This window comes from Pseudomonas sp. LAIL14HWK12:I7 (assembly GCF_000483465.1).
Classification (GTDB): Bacteria; Pseudomonadota; Gammaproteobacteria; order Pseudomonadales; family Pseudomonadaceae; genus Aquipseudomonas; species Aquipseudomonas kermanshahensis.
In genome coordinates, this window is the sequence record NZ_AXYZ01000015.1 from 110,639 (window position 1) to 129,311 (window position 18,673).

Here is an 18,673-nt window from a genome sequence, read left to right on the forward strand (position 1 = left end):
CGTCGTGCTTAACATCTACAACACGCTGAGCAAAACCAAGGAAGCCTTCAAGCCGCTGGATGGCAACAAGGTGCGCATGTACGTGTGCGGCATGACCGTGTACGACTACTGCCACCTTGGCCACGGCCGCAGCATGGTGGCCTTCGACCTGGTCACCCGTTGGCTGCGCAAGAGCGGCTACGAGCTGACCTATGTGCGCAACATCACCGACATCGACGACAAGATCATCAACCGGGCCAACGAGAACGGCGAGACCTTCGACGCGCTGACCGCCCGCATGATTGACGCGATGCACGAAGACGAGCGCCGCCTCAACATCCTGCCGCCGGACCAGGAACCACGTGCCACCGATCACATCGCGGGCATGCACGCCATGATCCAGACGCTGATCGACAAGGGCTACGCCTACGCGCCCGGTAACGGCGACGTGTACTACCGGGTAGGCAAGTTCGTCGGTTACGGCAAGCTGTCGCGCAAGAAGATCGAAGACCTGCGCATCGGTGCCCGCATCGAGGTCGACGAGGCCAAGCAAGACCCGCTGGACTTCGTGCTGTGGAAGGGCGTCAAGCCGGGCGAGCCGAGCTGGGAGTCGCCGTGGGGCCCGGGCCGTCCGGGCTGGCACATCGAGTGCTCGGTGATGTCCACCTGCTGCCTGGGCGAGAGCTTCGACATTCACGGTGGCGGTAGCGACCTGGAGTTTCCGCACCACGAGAACGAGATCGCCCAGAGCGAAGCGGCCACCGGCAAGCAGTACGCCAATGCCTGGATGCACTGCGGCATGATCCGTATCAACGGCGAGAAGATGTCCAAGTCGTTGAACAACTTCTTCACCATCCGTGACGTGCTCGAGAAGTACCACCCGGAGGTAGTGCGCTACCTGCTGGTGGCCAGCCACTACCGCAGTGCCATCAACTACTCCGAAGACAGCCTGCGCGATGCAAAAGGCGCGTTGGAGCGCTTCTACCACGCCCTGCGCGGCTTGCCACGGGTGGAGGCCAAGGGTGGCGAGGCGTTTGTCGAGCGCTTCAGCATGGCGATGAACGACGACTTCGGCACCCCCGAAGCCTGCGCCGTGCTGTTTGACCTGGTGCGCGAGATCAATCGCCTGCGCGACAGCGATCTCGACGCGGCAGCGGGCCTTGCTGGCCGCCTGCGTGAGCTGGGTGATGTGCTGGGTGTGCTGCAGCTGGAGGCCGACGACTTCCTGCGTGCAGGCGCAGAAGGCAAGGTCGATGCGGCTGAAGTGGAAGCGTTGATCCAGGCGCGCCTGCAGGCGCGTGCAGACAAGAACTGGGCGGAATCCGACCGTGTCCGTGACCAGCTGACCGCCATGGGCGTGGTGCTGGAAGACGGCAAGGGCGGGACTACCTGGCGCTTGGCCGACTGATCAATGGCGCGAGGGGCTGCCACGCAGCCCTTTCGCGACACGCCACTAAACAGCAGGCAGCGGTTTTCTCCTCAGCACCGCTCGCCCTTTTTTCATGCCGACCGCCAGCGCTGACAAGATCAGGGCAATACACAGCCACTCCCAGCCGCTAGGCACCTCATCCACGATCAAGGCTGAGCTGACGATGCCGAATACCGGAATCAGCAGCGACAGCGGCGCTACCGTGGACACCGGGTATTCGCGCAACAGGTAATTCCATCCCCAATAGCAGAAGTGCGTCGCGGCATACACCTGGAAGACCAGGGAAAAGACCACGATGGCATTCGTCTGCGCTGCCAGTGCCACGAACGGGGTTGCGCCATGCAGCAACCACGTGAGCGACAGCAAGGGTATTGGCGCAAATAGGCTGGCCCATACCACGAAGGCAAAGATCTCCTTCACCTTTGACAGCTTGATGATGACGTTGCCAATGCTCCAGGCCAGTGCGCTGATCAAGACCAGCAGCAACCCTGTTGTCGTGGTTTTGCACGGGCTTGCTGCGAGGATGCCAACCAAGCCGGTCGCCGCTAGCACGATGCCGACCAGTTGCGGGCCGGTCAGGGGCTCGCGAAACAGCAAGCAGCCCCACGCCAGGGTAAAGAATGCACTGAACTGAATCAGTAGCGAGGCGCTGCCTGGTGGCACACCCATGGCGATGCCGAGATTGATCAATGCCCACATGGCTACGCCGAAGATCAGACCATAGGCACCTAACCAGCGGACGGCAACCTTGGGGCGCTTGACGAAAAACACCCACGGCAATGCGCACAGCGCGAAGCGTAAGCCGGTGAGCAGCAGTGGGTCGACGTGGGCCAGGCCCAGTTTGGTGATCGGGAAGTTGAGGCCCCATAGGGCTGTGACCAGGACGGCAAGGGTCAGGTGTTTTCTGTGCATGGTTTGGCAATCTTCTGAGGTCGCGGCAGTGCGCCTTGACGCTTCAGTCACTATGCCGCGGTAACGGTTTGGCCCGCTTTCAATTCAAGGTCGAATCTAATTAAAATCAGGCCATGACCTACGTTGAAGATACGCTGTACGACGACACGCCTTGTGATGTGGTGGTGACGAGAAAGGCCTTTGCGGATGGCGAACTGTTCCCGATGCATCGCCATGGTCGAGGCCAGTTTGCCTTTGCCGCTTGCGGCGTGATCACGGTTGCAACCGAATCAGGTAATTGGGCCGTGCCGCCCTTACGGGCCATCTGGGTGCCTGCACAAGTGGCCCATGCCATGCAGATGCGCGGCCCGGTGACCATGCTCAATGCCTATATTTGCCCGCAGGCCGCCGAGCGGGTTGGGTTGCCTGGGCATTGCCAGGTGTTTGCGGTTTCGCCTTTGGTGCAGCAGCTGCTTGAAAAGGCGATCGAAGTGCCTGCGCAGTACCCCCTGCAGGGGCGTGATGCCTGCTTGATGGGCTTGCTGCTGCATGAGATTGCCGACATGCCGGCGCTGTCGCTGAATGCGCCGATTCCCGAGGAGCCGCGCCTTGCGCGGGCATGCAGAGCGTTTCTGGCGGCGCCTTCGCTGCAAACAGGCATCGATGGCATGGCGGACTGGTCCTGCATGAGCCGGCGCACGTTCACGCGCCAGTTTCGCGTGTACACCGGGATCAGCTTCATTGAATGGCGTCAGCAGGCATGCTTGCTGGACGCCGTGGTGCGGCTTGGCAAGGGGGAGCCAGTCACCCGCGTCGCACTGGCGCTTGGCTACAGCAGCCCGAGCGCCTTTGCGACTGTGTTCAAGCGCTTGCTGGGCGAGGCGCCCAGCCGCTACTTCGATGCCCCCGTCAATGGGCAATGCAGTACCAGCCTGGCGCCGCCCAGTTCGCTGGTGCCTACCTCCAGCCCAAACCCATGAAGGTCGACGATCGCGGCAACGATCGACAGGCCCAGCCCGAAGCCTGGGTGCCGGTGACCTTCCTCGCTGCGATAGAACCGCTTCAGTACCGCCGTACGTTCCTCTTCGGGAATCCCCGGGCCGCTGTCCTCGATGGCGATGTGCAGGCCTTGGTCGTCCTGCGTCGCCAGCACGCGCACGCGGCCACCCTCTGGGGTGAACTTGATAGCGTTGCCCGCTAGATTGGCCAATGCCTCGAACAGCAGTTCGCGGTCACCGTGCAGCGCCGGTAGCTGCGCGGGCTGCTCAAGCTCCAGGCGAATGCCGCCATCCTCGGCCAATGGCAGGTAGAAGTCGTGCAGCTCTACCAGCAGATCGTGCGGGTCGAGTTGTACAAAACCCGCACGCCGCTGACGGTCCTCCAGTTCACTGATGCGCAACAAGCCGCGAAAGCGCGCCATCAAGGTATCGGTTTCGCCAATCGCCTGGTCCAGCGCCTCGGCCTGCGCCGAGTCGGTGGCACTCTGCTGGCGGATTCGGTACAGCTGCGCGCGCAGGCGGGTCAGCGGCGTGCGCAGGTCGTGGGCAATGTTGTCGCACACCCCCTTGACCTCGTGCATCAACCGCTCGATGCGGTCGAGCATGGCATTGACGATGGCGGCAAGCATGTCCAGCTCGTCGCGACGGGCTGACAGCGGCAGCCGGTGGGTGAGATCGCCGGCGACGATCAACTCGGCCTGGGCCTGGATCGCGCGAATGCGCTTGAGCGGCCTGCGGCGCAGCAGGTACCAGCCGGCAAACCCGGGGATCAAGGTCAGGGAAATACCCCAGAGCAGGGCATGCAGGATGATCCGCGTGACCACGAACAACGAGCCATTGTCCCGTACCAGCACCAGCCAACGGCCATCCTGCACTTTGATGGCCACGGCGTCGCAGCTGTCGCGTGGCATGTGCGGGTCATCGGCGTCCAGGCAGCGTTTGAGCTCATGCACCTTGCCGTCCAAGCCTAGCTCCGAAGGCAGCGTGCGCAGGCGGCCGCCAAGCGGGTTGAGCTGGGCATCGAACAGGCCGTAGGCATCGAAGCTGCGCTCCTCGAAGGCCTGGCTGGCAATCAAGGCGTCGTCCAGTTGCTTGCCGCTCATGTGTGCGAACAGGTGCTGGCGCTGCAGCATGGAATGGCGGGTCAGTTTGTTCAGGTAGCTGGAGACCTCGAAGTACAGCACCCCCATCAGGATGCTGCTCCAGGCCACGAACAGAAAGCTGTACAGCGCCAGCAAGCGGCTGGTTGACGAGCTCCAGCCCTTAGACGGGTTCAGCAATGGCATAGCCGGAGCCCCGTACCGTACGGATCAGCGGCGATTGGCCGGGCGAGTCGATCTTCTTGCGCAAGCGGCCGATGTGGACGTCGATGAGGTTGGTGCCCGGGTCGAAGTGATAGCCCCAGACTTCTTCGAAGATCATCATCCGCGTGATCACCTGGCCGCTGTGGCGCATCAGGTATTCGAGCAGTTTGTACTCGGTCGGCAGCAGGTTGAGGGTGTGCTCGCCGCGGCGTGCTTCGTGGCTGATCAGGTCCAGTTGCAGGTCGGCGACTTGCAGGCGGGTCTGGGTCATCGGCACGCTGTTGCGGCGCAGCAGCACCTCGACACGGGCGGCCATTTCGTCCGAGGCGAACGGCTTGGTCAAGTAGTCATCCCCCCCGGCACGCAGGCCACGCACGCGTTCGTCAACGTCGGACAGGGCGCTGATCATCAGGATCGGCGTGGCGATTTTCAGGTTGCGCAAGGTCGTGACGATGGTCAGGCCATCGACTTCGGGCAGCATACGGTCCAGGGTAATCAGGTCGTAGCCACCGGCAATCGCCTTGGCCAGGCCTTCCCGGCCATTGTCGGCCCAATCCACGTCCAGGCCGTGGCTGGAGAGTTCGGCGACGATTTCCTGGCCGGTGACGGCGTCGTCTTCGATGGTCAGTACGCGTGGCATGCTGGTTCCTGGGCGGCGAATAGAGGCTTGATTGTGCCAAAGAATAGACAAACGGCGATTTAAGAAAAATTCATCTGGCGGTTCGGGCCCGACCCAGCAGCCAAAAAAAAGGGCATGCCATCATCTGGCATGCCCCTTTGTCAGGCTTGCAAAGCGCCTCAGGCGACCTTGACGATCCAGCCTGCTGGTGCTTCGACGTCACCGCTCTGGATGCCGGTCAGCTCGTTGTAGAGCTTCTGGGTTACCGGGCCGACTTTTTCCAGGTCATGGAAGACGTGCAGCTTGCCGTTGTACTCGATGCCACCGATCGGGGTGATTACCGCAGCGGTACCGCAAGCGCCTGCTTCGATGAAACGGTCGAGGTTGTTGATCTCTACATCGCCTTCGATCACTTTCAGGCCCAGGCGCGAGGACGCCAGTTCCATCAGCGACAGGCGGGTGATGCCTGGCAGCACGGAGGCCGATTTCGGAGTGACGAACTCGTTGTTGGCGGTGATGCCGAAGAAGTTGGCCGAACCGACTTCCTCGATCTTGGTGTGAGTCAGCGGATCGAGGTAGATGGCGTCGGCGAAGTTGGCTTTCTTGGCTTCAGCGCCCGGCTGCAGGCTGGCGGCGTAGTTGCCACCGACCTTGGCCGCGCCGGTGCCTTGCGGGGCGGCACGGTCGAAGCTGGAGATCTGGAAGTTGTGCGGCTTCATGCCGCCTTTGAAGTACGAGCCAACCGGGATGGCGAAGACCGAGAAGATGAACTCGGGGGCGGTGCGCACGCCGATGTTGTCACCGGTGCCGATCACGAACGGGCGCAGGTACAGGGCGCCTTTGCCATGGGGCGGCACGAAACGCTCGTTGGCCTTGACCACTTGCTTGCACGCCTCGATGAACACATCGGTCGGCACGTGTGGCATCAGCAGGCGGGCGCAGCTGCGCTGCATGCGTGCGGCGTTCTGGTCCGGGCGGAACAGGTTGATCGAGCCGTCCTTGCAACGGTAGGCCTTCAGGCCCTCGAAGCACTGTTGGCCGTAGTGCAGGGCAGTGGAGCCTTCACTGATGTGCAGTACGTTGTCTTCGGTCAGGGTGCCCTTGTCCCACTCGCCATTGCGCCATACGGACAGGTAGCGTTTATCGGTCTTGATGTAGTCGAAACCCAGCTTGTCCCAGTTAATGCTCTCGTTACTCATGACACCCTCGATTGTCTTGCAGATGCCCGATCGCTCGGGCTGCTGTTATATGCGCACCACGCCACGATAATACATCCGTCGCGGATCGGGAACGGCCAGTCACGAAACAGCGTGCGATTGGGTGGGGGGAGGGCGTATGTCCGGGGTTTTGCGCCGCCCTTGAGATCGAGCGCCGCCCGCGCGGCGCTTCGCAGCACAAGGCTGCTCCTACAGTCAGTTTCGGGCCAATTATTCCTGAGGCATTGACGCCCGCCTCGATACTGGCCCGAAACAGACTGTAGGAGCAGCCTTGTGCTGCGAAGCGCCGCGCAGGCGGGGCTCGATCTCGAGTGCGCCGAAGACCCTCCGCCATACACCCGGGCCACTACTTCTATCTCAGCGCCCCCGCAACCGCTTACCCCAATCCCCGCCGTGGCTCCGACTACAAGCCTCTTCACTGTCAAACCGCACATGCCAGGCCGGGTGATCCAGCCGTATCCCCACTTCATCAAGCGCCTGACAGGTCAACGCCAGCATCCGCGCTTTAGCCACCCCAGCCAGCGCTGCAGCCTTGTCTGCCTCGCGCTCGAATACCCAGGTAATGCGCAGGCTGGCAGGAAAACTGTCGGGGTCAAGGTGATGGGTAAGCCAGGTGAACCCGACAATCTCTGCCTTGGCCGTTTCGCAGGCGTCCGTCAGGCAAACCACCAGCTCACGCTCCACGCGTGCCATTTCGCGCTTGCCCATGGCCTTCATTGCGCGGCCTCATCATCGATTTGCTGGCAGAAGCGCAGGCGGTTGCCAAACGGGTCATGGACCTGCATCTGCAGGCCCCAGTCCAGGCGTTCGGCTTCGGGCCGGGCGTAGCCGTAGCGTTTGGCCTGCAGTTCGCGCTCGAGGGCGCGAAGGTCGTCGAGGCGGGCGAACACGGTCGAACCCGGGGTGGCATCGCCGTGGTGTTCGCTTAGGTGCAGGATCAACCCGTCGCGGTGGATTTGCGCGTACAGGGGCAGGTCCGGGCTGAAGCGGTGTTCCCAGTCCAGGCTGAAGCCGAGGAAGTCGAGGTAGAACTCTTTGGCTTTTTCGACCGAGAAAATACGCAGTACCGGGATGGCGGGGGCGAGCGGCATAGGGCGTCCTTGGCCGTTGATGAAGGTGCAACTGTAGCGCAGATGCGCCAATGCCTGTGCGTCTGTCGCGCAATGGCCGACGGCAATGGTTGACCACCTGCCAGCCACTGCGTAGCCTTGCCACTTCGAGGTTCTTCGGCCAGGCCGAAGCTAAGACGGGAACGCGGTACAAGCCGCGGCTGCCCCCGCAACTGTAAGCACCGACAACGGGTCGACACAGCCACTGCGCAAGCGCGCGGGAAGGCGTCGCGCCCTCCAGCCCTGTTATTCAAAGCACGGCAGGTACGGTGCGAGCCAGGAGACCTGCCTCGAGGCGATTTCGACTTTCAACCGGGCGGGGTGATCCGGTGGCGAACAAGCCCGGCCGACCTGGCCCGTGGCTTTCGTCCTGCATGCCCGCGCCATCTTGCCAAGGGCATCGCGACATGAAAACACTGGCCAAACTCCCCGTCACCATCGTTACCGGCTTCCTCGGTTCGGGCAAGACCACCTTGCTTCGCCACATGCTCGACAACGCCCAAGGCCGCCGTATCGCGGTGATCGTCAATGAATTTGGCGAACTGGGCATCGATGGCGAGATCCTCAAACAGTGCAGCATCGGTTGCACCGAAGAAGAGGCCAGCGGCCGCGTGTACGAGCTGGCCAATGGCTGCCTGTGCTGCACCGTGCAGGAAGAGTTCTTCCCAGTCATGCGCGAGTTGGTCGCACGCCGTGGCGACCTTGACCACATCCTCATCGAAACCAGTGGCCTGGCGCTGCCAAAGCCGTTGGTACAGGCCTTCCAGTGGCCAGAAATCCGTAACGCCTGCACCGTCGATGCGGTCATTACCGTGGTCGACAGCCCGGCTGTGGCGGCCGGCACCTTTGCCGCCTACCCAGACCAGGTGGACGCACAGCGCAAGCTGGACCCGAACCTGGACCACGAGTCGCCGCTGCACGAACTGTTCGCTGACCAGTTGGCCAGTGCCGACCTGGTGGTGCTGAACAAGGCCGACCTGATCGACGCCGAAGGCCTGGCCAAGGTCCGCGCCGAGGTGGCCGAGGAGCTGCCGCCCGCCGTCAAGGTGATCGAGGCCAGCAGCGGCCGTCTGCCACTGGACGTACTGCTGGGCGTGGGCGCCGAGTCCGAGGTGCACATCGATGGCCGCCGTACCCACCACGATTCGCACCACGATGGCGATGATCACGACGATCATGACCACGACGCCTTCGATTCGATCTCCATCGACCTGCCAGAAGCCGACGAAAGCCTGTTGCTCGATGCCCTGACCCAGTTGGTGGTCGAGTTCGGCATCCTGCGCGCCAAAGGTTTCGCCGCCATCCCGGGCAAGCCGATGCGCCTGCTGGTGCAAGGCGTGGGTACCCGCTTCGACAAGCACTTCGACCGCGCCTGGCGCGCCGACGAGCCGCGTATCACGCGCCTGGTGCTGATCGGTCAGGACCTGGATGCCGTGCAGCTCGAAGCGCGTTTGCGCCAGACCTTGGGCGCCTGACCCATGCACCTGCTGCGGACCCAGCCCGGCGGCTTCGTGCCGGATGACAGCATTGCCGACCTCGGCCAGACACCCGCCGAACTGGTGATCCTCTGCAGCGGCGATTCACACCTGGCATTGCTCGCCGATACCGCCGAGCAATTGCCCGAGGACTATCCTAGCCTGCGCCTGGCCAACCCGATGCAGGTGCAGAACCACGCCTCGGTCGACCTGTATGTCGACGAGGTGTTGCGCCATGCCAAGGTCATTTTGGTGTCGTTGCACGGGGGCGTTGGCTACTGGCGCTATGGCGTCGAGCAACTGGTCGCCCTGGCGGCCCGCGGCGTGCAGTTGATCCTGGTGCCGGGCGATGACCGCCCGGACCCTGAGCTGACCGGCCTGGGCACCGTGACCGGCGATCAGGCCGAACGCCTCTGGCACTACCTGCGCCAGGGCGGCAAGGCCAACGCCCTCAACCTGTTCAACTGCCTGGCCAACCAATGGCTGGGCCGTGACTATGGCTGGGACGAGCCGCAGCCACTGCCACGCACCTCGGTGTATCACCCGGCCAAAGGCAATGCGCTGCTTGAGGACTGGTACGCGCAATGGCACCCGGAGCATCCGGTGGCACCGTTGCTGTTCTACCGGTCACACCTGCAAGCGGCCAACACCGCGTTCATCGACGTCTTCTGCGAGCGTTTGCTGGCGGCGGGGCTCAACCCCTTGCCGATTGCCGTGGCCAGCCTCAAGGAAAGCGCCTGCTTCGAACAGGTCGAAGCCTGGCTGGACGAAGTCGGCGCCGAGGTCTTGATCAATACCACGGGGTTTGCCTTGTCCAGCCCCGAACGCCCCAACCTGCGCCCGTTCCGCCGCGACATCCCGGTGTTGCAGGCCATTTGCGCGCAGGACAACCAACCGGCGTGGGAAGCCAGCGAGCAGGGCCTGGGCGCGCGTGACCTGGCCATGCACATCGTTTTGCCGGAGCTGGACGGGCGGATCATCACCCGCCCGGTCAGTTTCAAGGACATGGCCTGGCGCAGTGAGCGCAGCCAGTCCGACGTAGTCTGTTACCGCGCCCACCCCGAGCGCATGGATTTTGTCGCCGAGCTCGCTCGGCGCTGGGTAGAGCTGGCCCGGTTAGCCAATGGCCAGAAGCGCGTAGCCTTGGTGTTGGCCAACTACCCGACCCGTGACGGCCGGATTGGCAACGGGGTGGGGCTGGATACGCCGGCAGCGGCCTTGAATATTCTCAAGGCACTGCAGGCCGAAGGGTATCCGTTGGCGGGCCTGCCAGGCACTGGCACGCAGTTGATCCAGCAGTTGCTGGGCGGTGTGACCAATGACCTCGATCACCTGGACCAACGCCCGTGCGCGCAGAGCCTGAGCCTGGATGACTACCAGGCTGCGTTTTCCCGCCTGCCTGAAGCCAATCGCCAGGCAGTGCTGGAGCGCTGGGGGCCCCCGGAGCAAGACCCGATGTACCGCAGTGGCCGCTTGATGGTTGCGGGCTTGCGCTACGGCCTGACCTTCGTCGGCATCCAGCCGGCGCGGGGCTATCAGGTCGATCAAAGCGCGGTGTATCACGACCCTGACCTGGTGCCGCCACACGCGTACCTGGCGTTTCACTTCTGGCTGCGCCATGCCTTTGCCGCCGACGCGGTAATCCACGTCGGCAAGCACGGCAACCTGGAGTGGCTGCCTGGCAAGGGGGTAGGGTTGTCTGCGCAATGCTGGCCTGACGCGCTGCTGGGCCCGCTGCCGAACATCTACCCGTTCATCGTCAACGACCCGGGTGAAGGCGCCCAGGCCAAGCGCCGAACCCAGGCGGTGATCATCGACCACCTGATGCCGCCGCTGACCCGCGCCGAAACCTATGGCCCGCTGCGTCACCTGGAACAACTGGCCGACGAATTCTACGAGGCGCAGCTGCTCGACCCGCGGCGTGCCCGCGAGCTGCAACGCGACATTCTTGAGCTGGTCAAGGCCAACCACATCGACCGGGAACTGCAACTGGAAGGGCAGCTGGACGATGCCGCTGTGTGGCTGCCGCGTCTGGACACCTACCTGTGTGACCTCAAGGAATCGCAGATTCGCGATGGCTTGCACGTATTTGGCCAGTCGCCCGAGGGCCGGCTGCGTTTGGACACCCTGTTGGCCTTGCTGCGTGTGGAGCGTGGTGACGGCCGGGGTGGCAATGCCAGCCTGTTGCGTGCACTGGCCAAGGCGCTGGTGCCGGGCTTCGACCCGCTCGATTGCGACCTTGGGCAGCCGTGGCAGGGGCTGCGGCCTGGGCCTTTGCAGGCGATCAGCGACGCGCCATGGCGCACCTGTGGCGATACCCGCGAGCGCCTAGAACTGCTGGCCTTGCAGGTGATAGAGCAGGCGCTTGGCGGCACGCTGGTACTGCCGGCCCTGAGCGAGTGGCAACCGGTACGTGATGTAGTGCAGGCATTGTGTGACGCGGTGGCGCCGAGCCTGGATGCTTGTGGTGCGGCCGAGGTCAACGGCCTGCTGGCGGCCCTGGCCGGCCGTTTCGTGCCGGCCGGCCCGAGTGGCGCGCCAAGCCGCGGTCGCCTGGATGTACTGCCGACCGGGCGCAACTTCTATACCGTGGATGTACGCAACCTGCCCACCACCACGGCCTGGCGCCTGGGTTTTGCCTCGGCGAGCCTGATTCTCGAGCGCCATTTACAAGACCATGGCGACCACCTGCGCCAGTTGGGCCTGTCGGTATGGGGCACCGCGACCATGCGCACCGGCGGCGACGATATCGCCCAGGCCATGGCCCTGATGGGGGTACGCCCGGTGTGGGCCACCGGTAGCCAGCGGGTCGACGATTTCGAAATCTTGCCGCTGAGCCTGCTCGACCGCCCGCGGGTGGACGTAACCTTGCGGGTGTCTGGGTTCTTCCGCGACGCGTTCGGCAACCTGATCCGCCTGTTCGATGCTGCAGTTCAGGCGGTGGCGGCGCTGGATGAGCCTGATGACCTCAACCCGCTGGCAGCGCGCGTGCGCAGCGAGCGTGAGGCTCTGCAGGCGCAGGGCGTGGAAGCCGAGCAAGCGGCGCGCCAGGCCGGCTGGCGGGTATTCGGGGCCAAGCCCGGTGCCTACGGTGCCGGGGTGCAGAATGCGATCGATGGCCGCTTGTGGCACAGCCGTGACGACTTGGCTGAGGTCTACCTCAACCATGGCGGCTACGCCTATGGTGGCAGTGATGAAGGCACCCCGGCCCGTGAGCAGTTCGCCCGCCGCCTGGGGCAGGTCCAGGCGGTCCTGCAGAACCAGGATAACCACGAGCATGACCTGCTCGATTCCAACGACTACTACCAGTTCCAGGGTGGCATGCTGGCCGCCTCGGAAACCTTGTCTGGCGCGTCGGTGGCCAGCTACCACGGCGACCACAGCCAGGTCGATCGGCCGCGCATCCGCACCCTCAAGGAGGAGCTCAACCGGGTCATTCGTGCCCGTGCGCTCAACCCCAAGTGGATCGACGGGGTAAAGCGCCATGGCTACAAGGGTGCCTTCGAGATGGCGGCAACGGTAGACAACCTGTTCGCCTTCGATGCCACCACGCACCTGATCGACGACCATCATTATCAGTCGCTGGCCGATGCCTACGTGCTCGACCCGGCGACCCGCGATTTCATGCGCGAGCACAACCCCGAGGCGCTGCGCGACCTCACCGAACGCCTGCTGGAGGCCCAGCAACGCGGCCTATGGGAGGCGCCCGGCGATTACCGCGAAGCCCTTGAGGCGCAACTGCTCGACGGCGAGGAACAGGCTTGAAATGAGTGAACCCGTACAATTTCCGCTGGCCGCCGTGGTCGGTGCTGACGCGCTGAAACTGGCCCTGTGCCTGACCGCCATCGACCCGAAGATCGGTGGCGTGCTGATTGAAGGCCCGCGCGGTATGGCCAAGAGTACTTTGGCCCGTGGCCTCGCCGACCTGCTCGGCGAAGGGCCGTTCGTCACGCTGCCATTGGGCGCCAGTGAAGAGCGCCTGGTCGGCACCCTCGACCTGGACGCTGCGTTGGGGCAGGGCAAGGCCCAGTTTTCACCCGGTGTGCTGGCCCAGGCCGATGGCGGCGTGCTGTACGTGGACGAGGTCAACCTGTTGCCCGATACCCTCGTCGACCTGTTGCTCGACGTAGCCGCCAGCGGCACCAACCGCATCGAACGTGATGGCATCTCGCACCGGCACAGCGCGCGTTTTGTGCTGATTGGCACCATGAACCCGGAAGAGGGCGAGTTGCGACCGCAGCTGCTTGACCGTTTTGGCTTGAATGTGGCCCTCGAAGGCTTGCCGGAGCCCCAGGCGCGCCAGCAGATCATCCGCCGCCGCCTGGCGTTCGACAGCGACCCCCAGGCCTTCTGCGCGCAATGGGCAACTGCCCAGGCGCAACTGCGCGAGCGCTGCCAGCAGGCGCGCCACGACCTCGCCCAGATTGCTCTGGACGACCAGGCCCTGGCCTGGATCACCGAGCGCTGCTACGCCGCCGGGGTCGATGGCCTGCGGGCGGACCTGGTCTGGCTGCGCGCAGCACGCGCGCACTGTGCCTGGCGCGGCGGCGAGGCCATTGATGAAGCCGATGTCGAGGCGGTGGCCGAGTTCGCTTTGCGCCATCGTCGCCGTGTATCGCCCCAGCAGCAGCCGCCTTCGACACCGCCTGAGACAGGCCAGCAGAGCGCAAGCAGCCAGGGCAGCCAAGGCGGGCAGAGTGACTGGGGCGCGCTGCCACCACAGCCAGTGACCAGTGGTGCGCGCCGTGAGGTGCCGAACTGGGCAAAAAAGCCCTGAGCATCCGCCAGCCAAAGGCCCAAGGGACGGATGCCAGGCCACGTGCAGGGCAGTTGAAAGGTGCCAGCCGTGGCCGTGTACACAGCACCACTTCGGGCCGAGTAGCCTGGCTGCCGACTTTGCTCAAGGGGCGGCCACGGCTGCGTGAAGACCTCTGCTGGCAACAGCGCAAGGCTCAGCCTGGCGAACTGTGGCTGGTGATCGTCGACGCCTCGGCCTCAACCCGCCGCCACCAGGCGCTGGCGCAGACCAAAGGTTTGCTGGCGGTGTTGTTCGACCAGGCATACCGTCAGCGGGCGCGGTTGGCCCTGCTGACAGCGAGCGGGCAGACGCCGCAGTGGCAGCGACACGGCCTCAAGGCCTCGGCGGCCTTGCAGCCTTGGTTGCAAGCACTGGGGGCAGGGGGTGGTACACCGTTGATCGCTGCGTTGGAGCAAGCGCGGCAGTGGCTGCAGGCGCGGCAGCAGGCTCACCCGCATGAAGCTGTGCGCTGCCTGGTATTTACCGACGGTCGGCTGCAGCACGCGGATAACGTGCAACCGATGGGCTGTGCCACGCTACTGGTCGACATGGAGCTGGCGCCCGTTCGTCTGGGCCGTGCGCAACAATTGGCTGCGCAACTGCAGGCCGATTATCAGCACCTGGAACACTTCAAGGTCGTGGATTGAATAACAGTGCGGCGTGATACTGCGACACAATGTCGCAATAAGGTGTCGCAATAAGAAAAGTTGCAGCGGCAGCAACTGAGAAGTTGCACAAGTGCGTGGCAGGGCACGCACTTGGAGGGGCAATCGCAATTACTTCGGCATCGACCACGGTTGCAGGTCATAACCTTTTTCACACAGCTCGGCGCGCACTTCCTCGATCAGGCTGGCCCATTGCGCAGGGTCGGAATAAATGCGCGAGGACACTTGCTTGCTGCCGATGCGGGTGCTGGTCCGGTCGATCACTGCCAGGCTCAATTCACCAGTACCATTGGGCGCATCCCAGGCTACGCACTGGAAAGGTTCGAAGGCGTGGTCGGCAATCAGCAGTGCTTCGTTGACACGGAGCGGGGCATTCATGGTTCGGTCTCTCTATGGTCCCAAACATCGAAGTGAAGTCCGCGTTGCTTTAAATTCGCCTCAATCATCGCGATATGCAGCGCGGGGTTATGTGTACTGATGCTCGTTGTCCGGGGGCAAGTCACACATTGGGTGTAAAAATTTGTTTCAGGGTTGAATCCGTTCTTGCCTGCGCCGCCATGGGATGTCGATAAAGTGCGAAAATTCCCGTCAGGGTTTGTAAAAAAATGATTCGGCGGACAGACGGTACTGGGCACCGTCAAGTTCGTTGCTACTGTTAATTGGGCGCCACAACTTGCTGTTTTACTTCACAAAACCAAACTCTGGCGCCAAGGAACGGTCATGCAGCAACCCGCTTCCCAACGCCGTTTGCTCATCGTCGACCCCTGCGACGACTGCCACCGTTTATTGCCAGGCCTGCGCAGTGCCGGCTGGGATGTGGACAGTTGTATGCTCGGCGCTGCCCTGGACCACGCCTGCGATGTTGGCCTGCTGCGGCTGCAGGCGTCGCACCTGCGCCATCCCGACGCGGTCAAGGACATGATAAAGCGCAGCAATACCGAGTGGATCGCCGTGCTCAGCGCCGAGCAATTGCGCATGCAGAACGTCGGTGATTTCGTCTGCGAGTGGTTTTTTGACTTCCATACCTTGCCATTCGACGTTTCCCGCGTTCAGGTTACCCTCGGGCGTGCCTTCGGCATGGCGCGGCTGCGTGGCAAGGGTGCGGTGCGGGTGGACGACTCGGTTCACGAGTTGCTGGGTGAGAGCCGGCCGATCCGCGAGTTGCGCAAGCTTTTGGGGAAACTGGCGCCCACCGAGTCGCCGGTTTTGATCCGTGGCGAGAGTGGCACAGGCAAGGAGCTGGTGGCGCGCACCCTGCATCGGCAGTCGCAGCGGCACGATCAGCCGTTCATCGCGATCAACTGTGGGGCGATACCCGAGCACCTAATCCAGTCCGAGCTGTTTGGGCACGAGAAGGGTGCCTTTACCGGTGCGCATCAGCGCAAGGCCGGGCGAATAGAGGCGGCGCATGGCGGTACCTTGTTCCTGGACGAGGTGGGTGACTTGCCGTTGGAACTGCAAGCCAACCTGCTGCGCTTTCTGCAGGAAAAACACATTGAACGGGTCGGTGGCAGCCAGCCTATCCCGGTGGATGTGCGGGTGTTGGCGGCGACCCACGTGGACCTTGAAAAAGCCATCGAACAGGGCCGCTTTCGCGAGGACCTGTATTACCGGCTGAATGTGTTGCAGGTGGTGACGGCGCCACTGCGAGACAGGCATGGTGACCTGTCGATGCTGGCCAGCCATTTTGCCCATTTCTACAGCCTGGAGACCGGGCGCAGGCCGCGCTCGTTCAGTGACCATGCGTTGGCGGCCATGGGCCGGCATGACTGGCCGGGCAATGTGCGTGAGCTGGCCAACCGAGTGCGGCGCGGGCTGGTGTTGGCCGAGGGGCGGCAGATCGAGGCGCAGGACCTGGGCTTGCAGATCGAGCAAGAGCAGCAGCCGCTGGGTACGCTGGAGGAGTACAAGCACCGGGCAGAGCGCCAGGCTTTGTGTGATGTGCTTAACCGGCACAGCGACAACTTGAGCATCGCTGCGAAAGTACTCGGGATCTCGCGGCCGACATTCTATCGGCTGCTGCACAAGCACCAGATTCGTTGACGCCTGCCTGTGTAGGAGCAGCCTTGTGCTGCGAAGAGGCCGGTGGCAGCACTTAAGATCTCGGATGCTGCCGCCGGCCTCTTCGCAGCACAAGGCTGCTCCTACAAGGGGGCGATCAATGCGGTGCGCGCGGGATGGTCTTGAGCAGGTCTTCCGGGCTGATATGGCCAACCACCTGGGCCACCGCGCTGCCGGGGGTCGGCAGGTCGATGATGTGGCTTTTCATCTTGCCGACCACATGCATTTCACACGGTTTGCAGTCGAATTTCAGGGTCAACACTTCGTCGCCCTGAATCAGCTGCATCGGTGCCACCTTGGTGCGCACGCCGGTCACGCCCTTGGCCTGCTTGGGGCACAGGTTGAACGAGAAGCGCAGGCAGTGCTTGGTGATCATCACCGGCACTTCGCCGTGCTCTTCATGTGCCTCGTAGGCCGCGTCGATCAGCTGCACGCCGTGACGGTGGTAGAAATCGCGCGCCTTCTGGTTGTAAACGTTGGCCAGGAACGACAGGTGCGACTCCGGGTACACCGGAGGCGGCGTGGTTTCAGCTTTACGGCCGCCGCGCGGATGCGCCTTGACCCGAGCAGCGGTCAGCGCCTCGATGGCTTCACGGCGCAGGGCTTTGAGCTGCGAGTTAGGGATGAAATACGCCTGCGGGGCATCCAGTTCGATGGCGTTGGCGTGGTATTGGGTGGTACCCAGTTGGCCCAACAGGTCGTGCAGTTGGTCCAGCGCCTGTTGCGGCTTGTTGGCCGCGCCGAACGGGCCGTCCAGGGCCACTTGCACGCTGACGCCTTCCTCGCTGCTGACGGTGAGCATCAGCCGCTGCTCGCGCAGCACCGCGTGCCATTCCACACCCACTCGGCGTTCGGCCGACGTGCGCTGCAAGGCCTGTTGCCAGTTGTGGTCGAGGTTGCGTGACAGCGGGTGATTTGGCCGCAGTTTGTACAGGCCGTCAGGCATTTCGTTGGGTTCGACGCGGTAGCGATAGCGCTTCTGGCCGTCTTCCTCGAACTCACCACGGGGTTCGGCAATGTTGGCGCGGAACCCCACCACCTCGCGCTTGACCAGCACGTTCAGGCCGTCGCCGTTGGTCAGCGGCACGTCAGTGGTGACCAGCATGTCGCGTTTGTTGACCTTTTCCACTACGCCCACCGGCAAGCCGGTGAACGTTGGTGAGTCGAACGCGCCGATGTCGATCTTGCGGTCGCTGACGAAGTAGTCGGTGCTGCCGCGGTGGAAGGTCTTGTCCGGGTCGGGGACGAAGAAGTGCTCGGTGCGGCCGCTTGACGCGCGGGCCAGGTCCGGGCGGTCTTCGAGGATGGCGTCGAGCTCTTTGCGGTAGTGGGCAGTGATGTTCTTCACATAGCCCATGTCCTTGTAGCGGCCCTCGATCTTGAACGAGCGCACGCCAGCGTCGACCAGGTCGCGCAGGTTGGCGGTCTGGTTGTTGTCCTTCATCGACAACAGGTGCTTCTCGAAGGCCACCACGCGGCCCTGGTCATCCTTCAGGGTGTAGGGCAGGCGGCAGGCTTGCGAGCAGTCGCCACGGTTGGCGCTGCGCCCGGTCTGGGCGTGGGAGATGTTGCACTGGCCGGAGAAGGCCACGCACAGCGCGCCGTGGATGAAGAACTCGATGGCGGCGTCGGTTTCGGCGGCAATGGCGCGGATCTGCTGCAGGTTCAGCTCACGGGCCAGTACCAGCTGCGAGAAGCCCGCCTGATCGAGGAACTTGGCGCGCTCCAGGGTACGGATGTCGGTCTGGGTGCTGGCGTGCAGCTCGATCGGTGGGATGTCCAGTTCCATCACCCCCAGGTCCTGCACGATCAAGGCGTCGACGCCCGCGTCGTAGAGCTGATGGATCAGCTTGCGCGCCGGCTCCAGCTCGTTGTCGTGGAGGATGGTGTTGATGGTGGTGAACACGCGTGCATGGTAGCGACGGGCGAACTCGACCAGTTCGGCGATTTCGCTGACTTCGTTGCAGGCGTTATGGCGCGCGCCGAAGCTCGGGCCGCCGATATAGATGGCATCAGCGCCGTGCAGGATCGCTTCGCGAGCGATGGCCACGTCACGGGCAGGGCTGAGCAGTTCCAGGTGATTCTTTGGAAGGGACATGTCGTTATAGTTTCGGGCGGTCACGGTTTA

15 protein-coding genes and 1 riboswitch are annotated in these 18,673 nt (G+C 63.5%); of the genes, 7 read left to right on the top strand and 8 right to left on the bottom strand.

What is annotated here, in order from left to right; genetic code table 11:
• Positions 1-4: 4 nt before the first annotated feature.
• The gene (cysS, locus tag D886_RS0115630; protein WP_027594818.1) at positions 5-1,387 is read left to right on the top strand and encodes a cysteine--tRNA ligase; all 1,383 of its coding nucleotides are present in this window, start codon (positions 5-7) and stop codon (positions 1,385-1,387) included.
• 45 nt (positions 1,388-1,432) lie between these two features.
• Here cysS and D886_RS0115635 read toward each other — a convergent pair whose 3' ends face one another.
• Positions 1,433-2,320, bottom strand: a complete 888-nt coding sequence (locus tag D886_RS0115635) for an EamA family transporter (RefSeq protein WP_027594819.1) — start codon at positions 2,318-2,320, stop codon at positions 1,433-1,435.
• A 113-nt stretch (positions 2,321-2,433) separates the two neighbouring features.
• Between D886_RS0115635 and D886_RS0115640 the strand changes: the two genes are divergently transcribed.
• Positions 2,434-3,279, top strand: coding sequence for a helix-turn-helix domain-containing protein (locus D886_RS0115640; RefSeq protein WP_027594820.1), 846 nt, complete (start codon positions 2,434-2,436; stop codon positions 3,277-3,279).
• Here D886_RS0115640 and D886_RS0115645 read toward each other — a convergent pair.
• From D886_RS0115645 to D886_RS0115665, 5 genes are all read right to left on the bottom strand, one after another.
• Positions 3,192-4,583, bottom strand: a complete 1,392-nt coding sequence (locus tag D886_RS0115645) for a HAMP domain-containing sensor histidine kinase (RefSeq protein WP_027594821.1) — start codon at positions 4,581-4,583, stop codon at positions 3,192-3,194. The genes D886_RS0115640 and D886_RS0115645 overlap by 88 nt on opposite strands.
• Positions 4,561-5,241 carry a response regulator transcription factor gene (locus tag D886_RS0115650; RefSeq protein ID WP_027594822.1) on the bottom strand — a complete coding sequence of 227 codons (681 nt, stop codon included), beginning with the start codon at positions 5,239-5,241 and terminating at the stop codon, positions 4,561-4,563. Before D886_RS0115650 ends, D886_RS0115645 begins: the two co-directional genes overlap by 23 nt.
• Positions 5,242-5,399: 158 nt before the next feature.
• Positions 5,400-6,419 carry a branched-chain amino acid aminotransferase gene (locus D886_RS0115655; protein ID WP_027594823.1) on the bottom strand — a complete coding sequence of 340 codons (1,020 nt, stop codon included), beginning with the start codon at positions 6,417-6,419 and terminating at the stop codon, positions 5,400-5,402.
• A 375-nt stretch (positions 6,420-6,794) separates the two neighbouring features.
• On the bottom strand, positions 6,795-7,154 hold the full coding sequence (locus tag D886_RS0115660) for a hypothetical protein (protein WP_027594824.1): 360 nt from the start codon (positions 7,152-7,154) through the stop codon (positions 6,795-6,797).
• Positions 7,151-7,528 carry a glyoxalase superfamily protein gene (locus D886_RS0115665; protein WP_027594825.1) on the bottom strand — a complete coding sequence of 126 codons (378 nt, stop codon included), beginning with the start codon at positions 7,526-7,528 and terminating at the stop codon, positions 7,151-7,153. The genes D886_RS0115660 and D886_RS0115665 overlap by 4 nt, the downstream gene beginning before the upstream one ends.
• A 111-nt stretch (positions 7,529-7,639) precedes the next feature.
• Positions 7,640-7,854: riboswitch (cobalamin riboswitch) on the top strand.
• 99 nt (positions 7,855-7,953) lie between these two features.
• Between D886_RS0115665 and cobW the strand changes: the two genes are divergently transcribed.
• The 4 genes from cobW to D886_RS0115685 are packed head-to-tail and all read left to right on the top strand — an operon-like array spanning position 7,954 to position 14,466.
• On the top strand, positions 7,954-9,021 hold the full coding sequence (cobW, locus tag D886_RS0115670) for a cobalamin biosynthesis protein CobW (protein ID WP_027594826.1): 1,068 nt from the start codon (positions 7,954-7,956) through the stop codon (positions 9,019-9,021).
• A 3-nt stretch (positions 9,022-9,024) separates the two neighbouring features.
• Positions 9,025-12,786: a cobaltochelatase subunit CobN gene (gene cobN / locus D886_RS0115675; protein ID WP_027594827.1), complete on the top strand. Its 3,762-nt coding sequence runs from the start codon at positions 9,025-9,027 to the stop codon at positions 12,784-12,786.
• A 1-nt stretch (position 12,787) separates the two neighbouring features.
• Positions 12,788-13,798: an ATP-binding protein gene (locus tag D886_RS0115680; RefSeq protein WP_027594828.1), complete on the top strand. Its 1,011-nt coding sequence runs from the start codon at positions 12,788-12,790 to the stop codon at positions 13,796-13,798.
• A 53-nt stretch (positions 13,799-13,851) separates the two neighbouring features.
• A complete protein-coding gene (locus D886_RS0115685; RefSeq protein ID WP_050580763.1) occupies positions 13,852-14,466 on the top strand; it encodes a VWA domain-containing protein in 615 nt (204 codons plus the stop codon).
• Between the two features lie 129 nt (positions 14,467-14,595).
• On the opposite strand, the gene D886_RS0115690 is transcribed toward D886_RS0115685, so the two are convergent.
• Complete coding sequence (locus D886_RS0115690; protein ID WP_013972506.1) at positions 14,596-14,862, bottom strand: hypothetical protein; 267 nt, start codon at positions 14,860-14,862, stop codon at positions 14,596-14,598.
• Between the two features lie 342 nt (positions 14,863-15,204).
• Between D886_RS0115690 and D886_RS0115695 the strand changes: the two genes are divergently transcribed.
• Complete coding sequence (locus tag D886_RS0115695) at positions 15,205-16,527, top strand: sigma-54 dependent transcriptional regulator (RefSeq protein WP_027594830.1); 1,323 nt, start codon at positions 15,205-15,207, stop codon at positions 16,525-16,527.
• Positions 16,528-16,642: 115 nt separating this feature from the next.
• Here the strand turns inward: D886_RS0115695 and D886_RS0115700 are convergent, their stop codons facing one another.
• A complete protein-coding gene (locus tag D886_RS0115700; RefSeq protein ID WP_027594831.1) occupies positions 16,643-18,643 on the bottom strand; it encodes a U32 family peptidase in 2,001 nt (666 codons plus the stop codon).
• Between the last annotated feature and the right edge of the window lie 30 nt (positions 18,644-18,673).

Excerpts from the sequence above, each read along its gene's own strand:
- D886_RS0115645 (WP_027594821.1), bottom strand. The coding sequence starts at position 4,583 with ATGCCATTGCTGAACCCGTCTAAGGGCTGGAGCTCGTCAACCAGCCGC.
- D886_RS0115650 (WP_027594822.1), bottom strand. The coding sequence starts at position 5,241 with ATGCCACGCGTACTGACCATCGAAGACGACGCCGTCACCGGCCAGGAA.
- D886_RS0115680 (WP_027594828.1), top strand. The coding sequence starts at position 12,788 with ATGAGTGAACCCGTACAATTTCCGCTGGCCGCCGTGGTCGGTGCTGAC.
- D886_RS0115660 (WP_027594824.1), bottom strand. The coding sequence starts at position 7,154 with ATGAAGGCCATGGGCAAGCGCGAAATGGCACGCGTGGAGCGTGAGCTG.
- cobN (WP_027594827.1), top strand. The coding sequence starts at position 9,025 with ATGCACCTGCTGCGGACCCAGCCCGGCGGCTTCGTGCCGGATGACAGC.
- D886_RS0115695 (WP_027594830.1), top strand. The coding sequence starts at position 15,205 with ATGCAGCAACCCGCTTCCCAACGCCGTTTGCTCATCGTCGACCCCTGC.
- D886_RS0115665 (WP_027594825.1), bottom strand. The coding sequence starts at position 7,528 with ATGCCGCTCGCCCCCGCCATCCCGGTACTGCGTATTTTCTCGGTCGAA.
- D886_RS0115690 (WP_013972506.1), bottom strand. The coding sequence starts at position 14,862 with ATGAATGCCCCGCTCCGTGTCAACGAAGCACTGCTGATTGCCGACCAC.
- D886_RS0115655 (WP_027594823.1), bottom strand. The coding sequence starts at position 6,419 with ATGAGTAACGAGAGCATTAACTGGGACAAGCTGGGTTTCGACTACATC.
- D886_RS0115700 (WP_027594831.1), bottom strand. The coding sequence starts at position 18,643 with ATGTCCCTTCCAAAGAATCACCTGGAACTGCTCAGCCCTGCCCGTGAC.
- cobW (WP_027594826.1), top strand. The coding sequence starts at position 7,954 with ATGAAAACACTGGCCAAACTCCCCGTCACCATCGTTACCGGCTTCCTC.
- D886_RS0115640 (WP_027594820.1), top strand. The coding sequence starts at position 2,434 with ATGACCTACGTTGAAGATACGCTGTACGACGACACGCCTTGTGATGTG.
- D886_RS0115635 (WP_027594819.1), bottom strand. The coding sequence starts at position 2,320 with ATGCACAGAAAACACCTGACCCTTGCCGTCCTGGTCACAGCCCTATGG.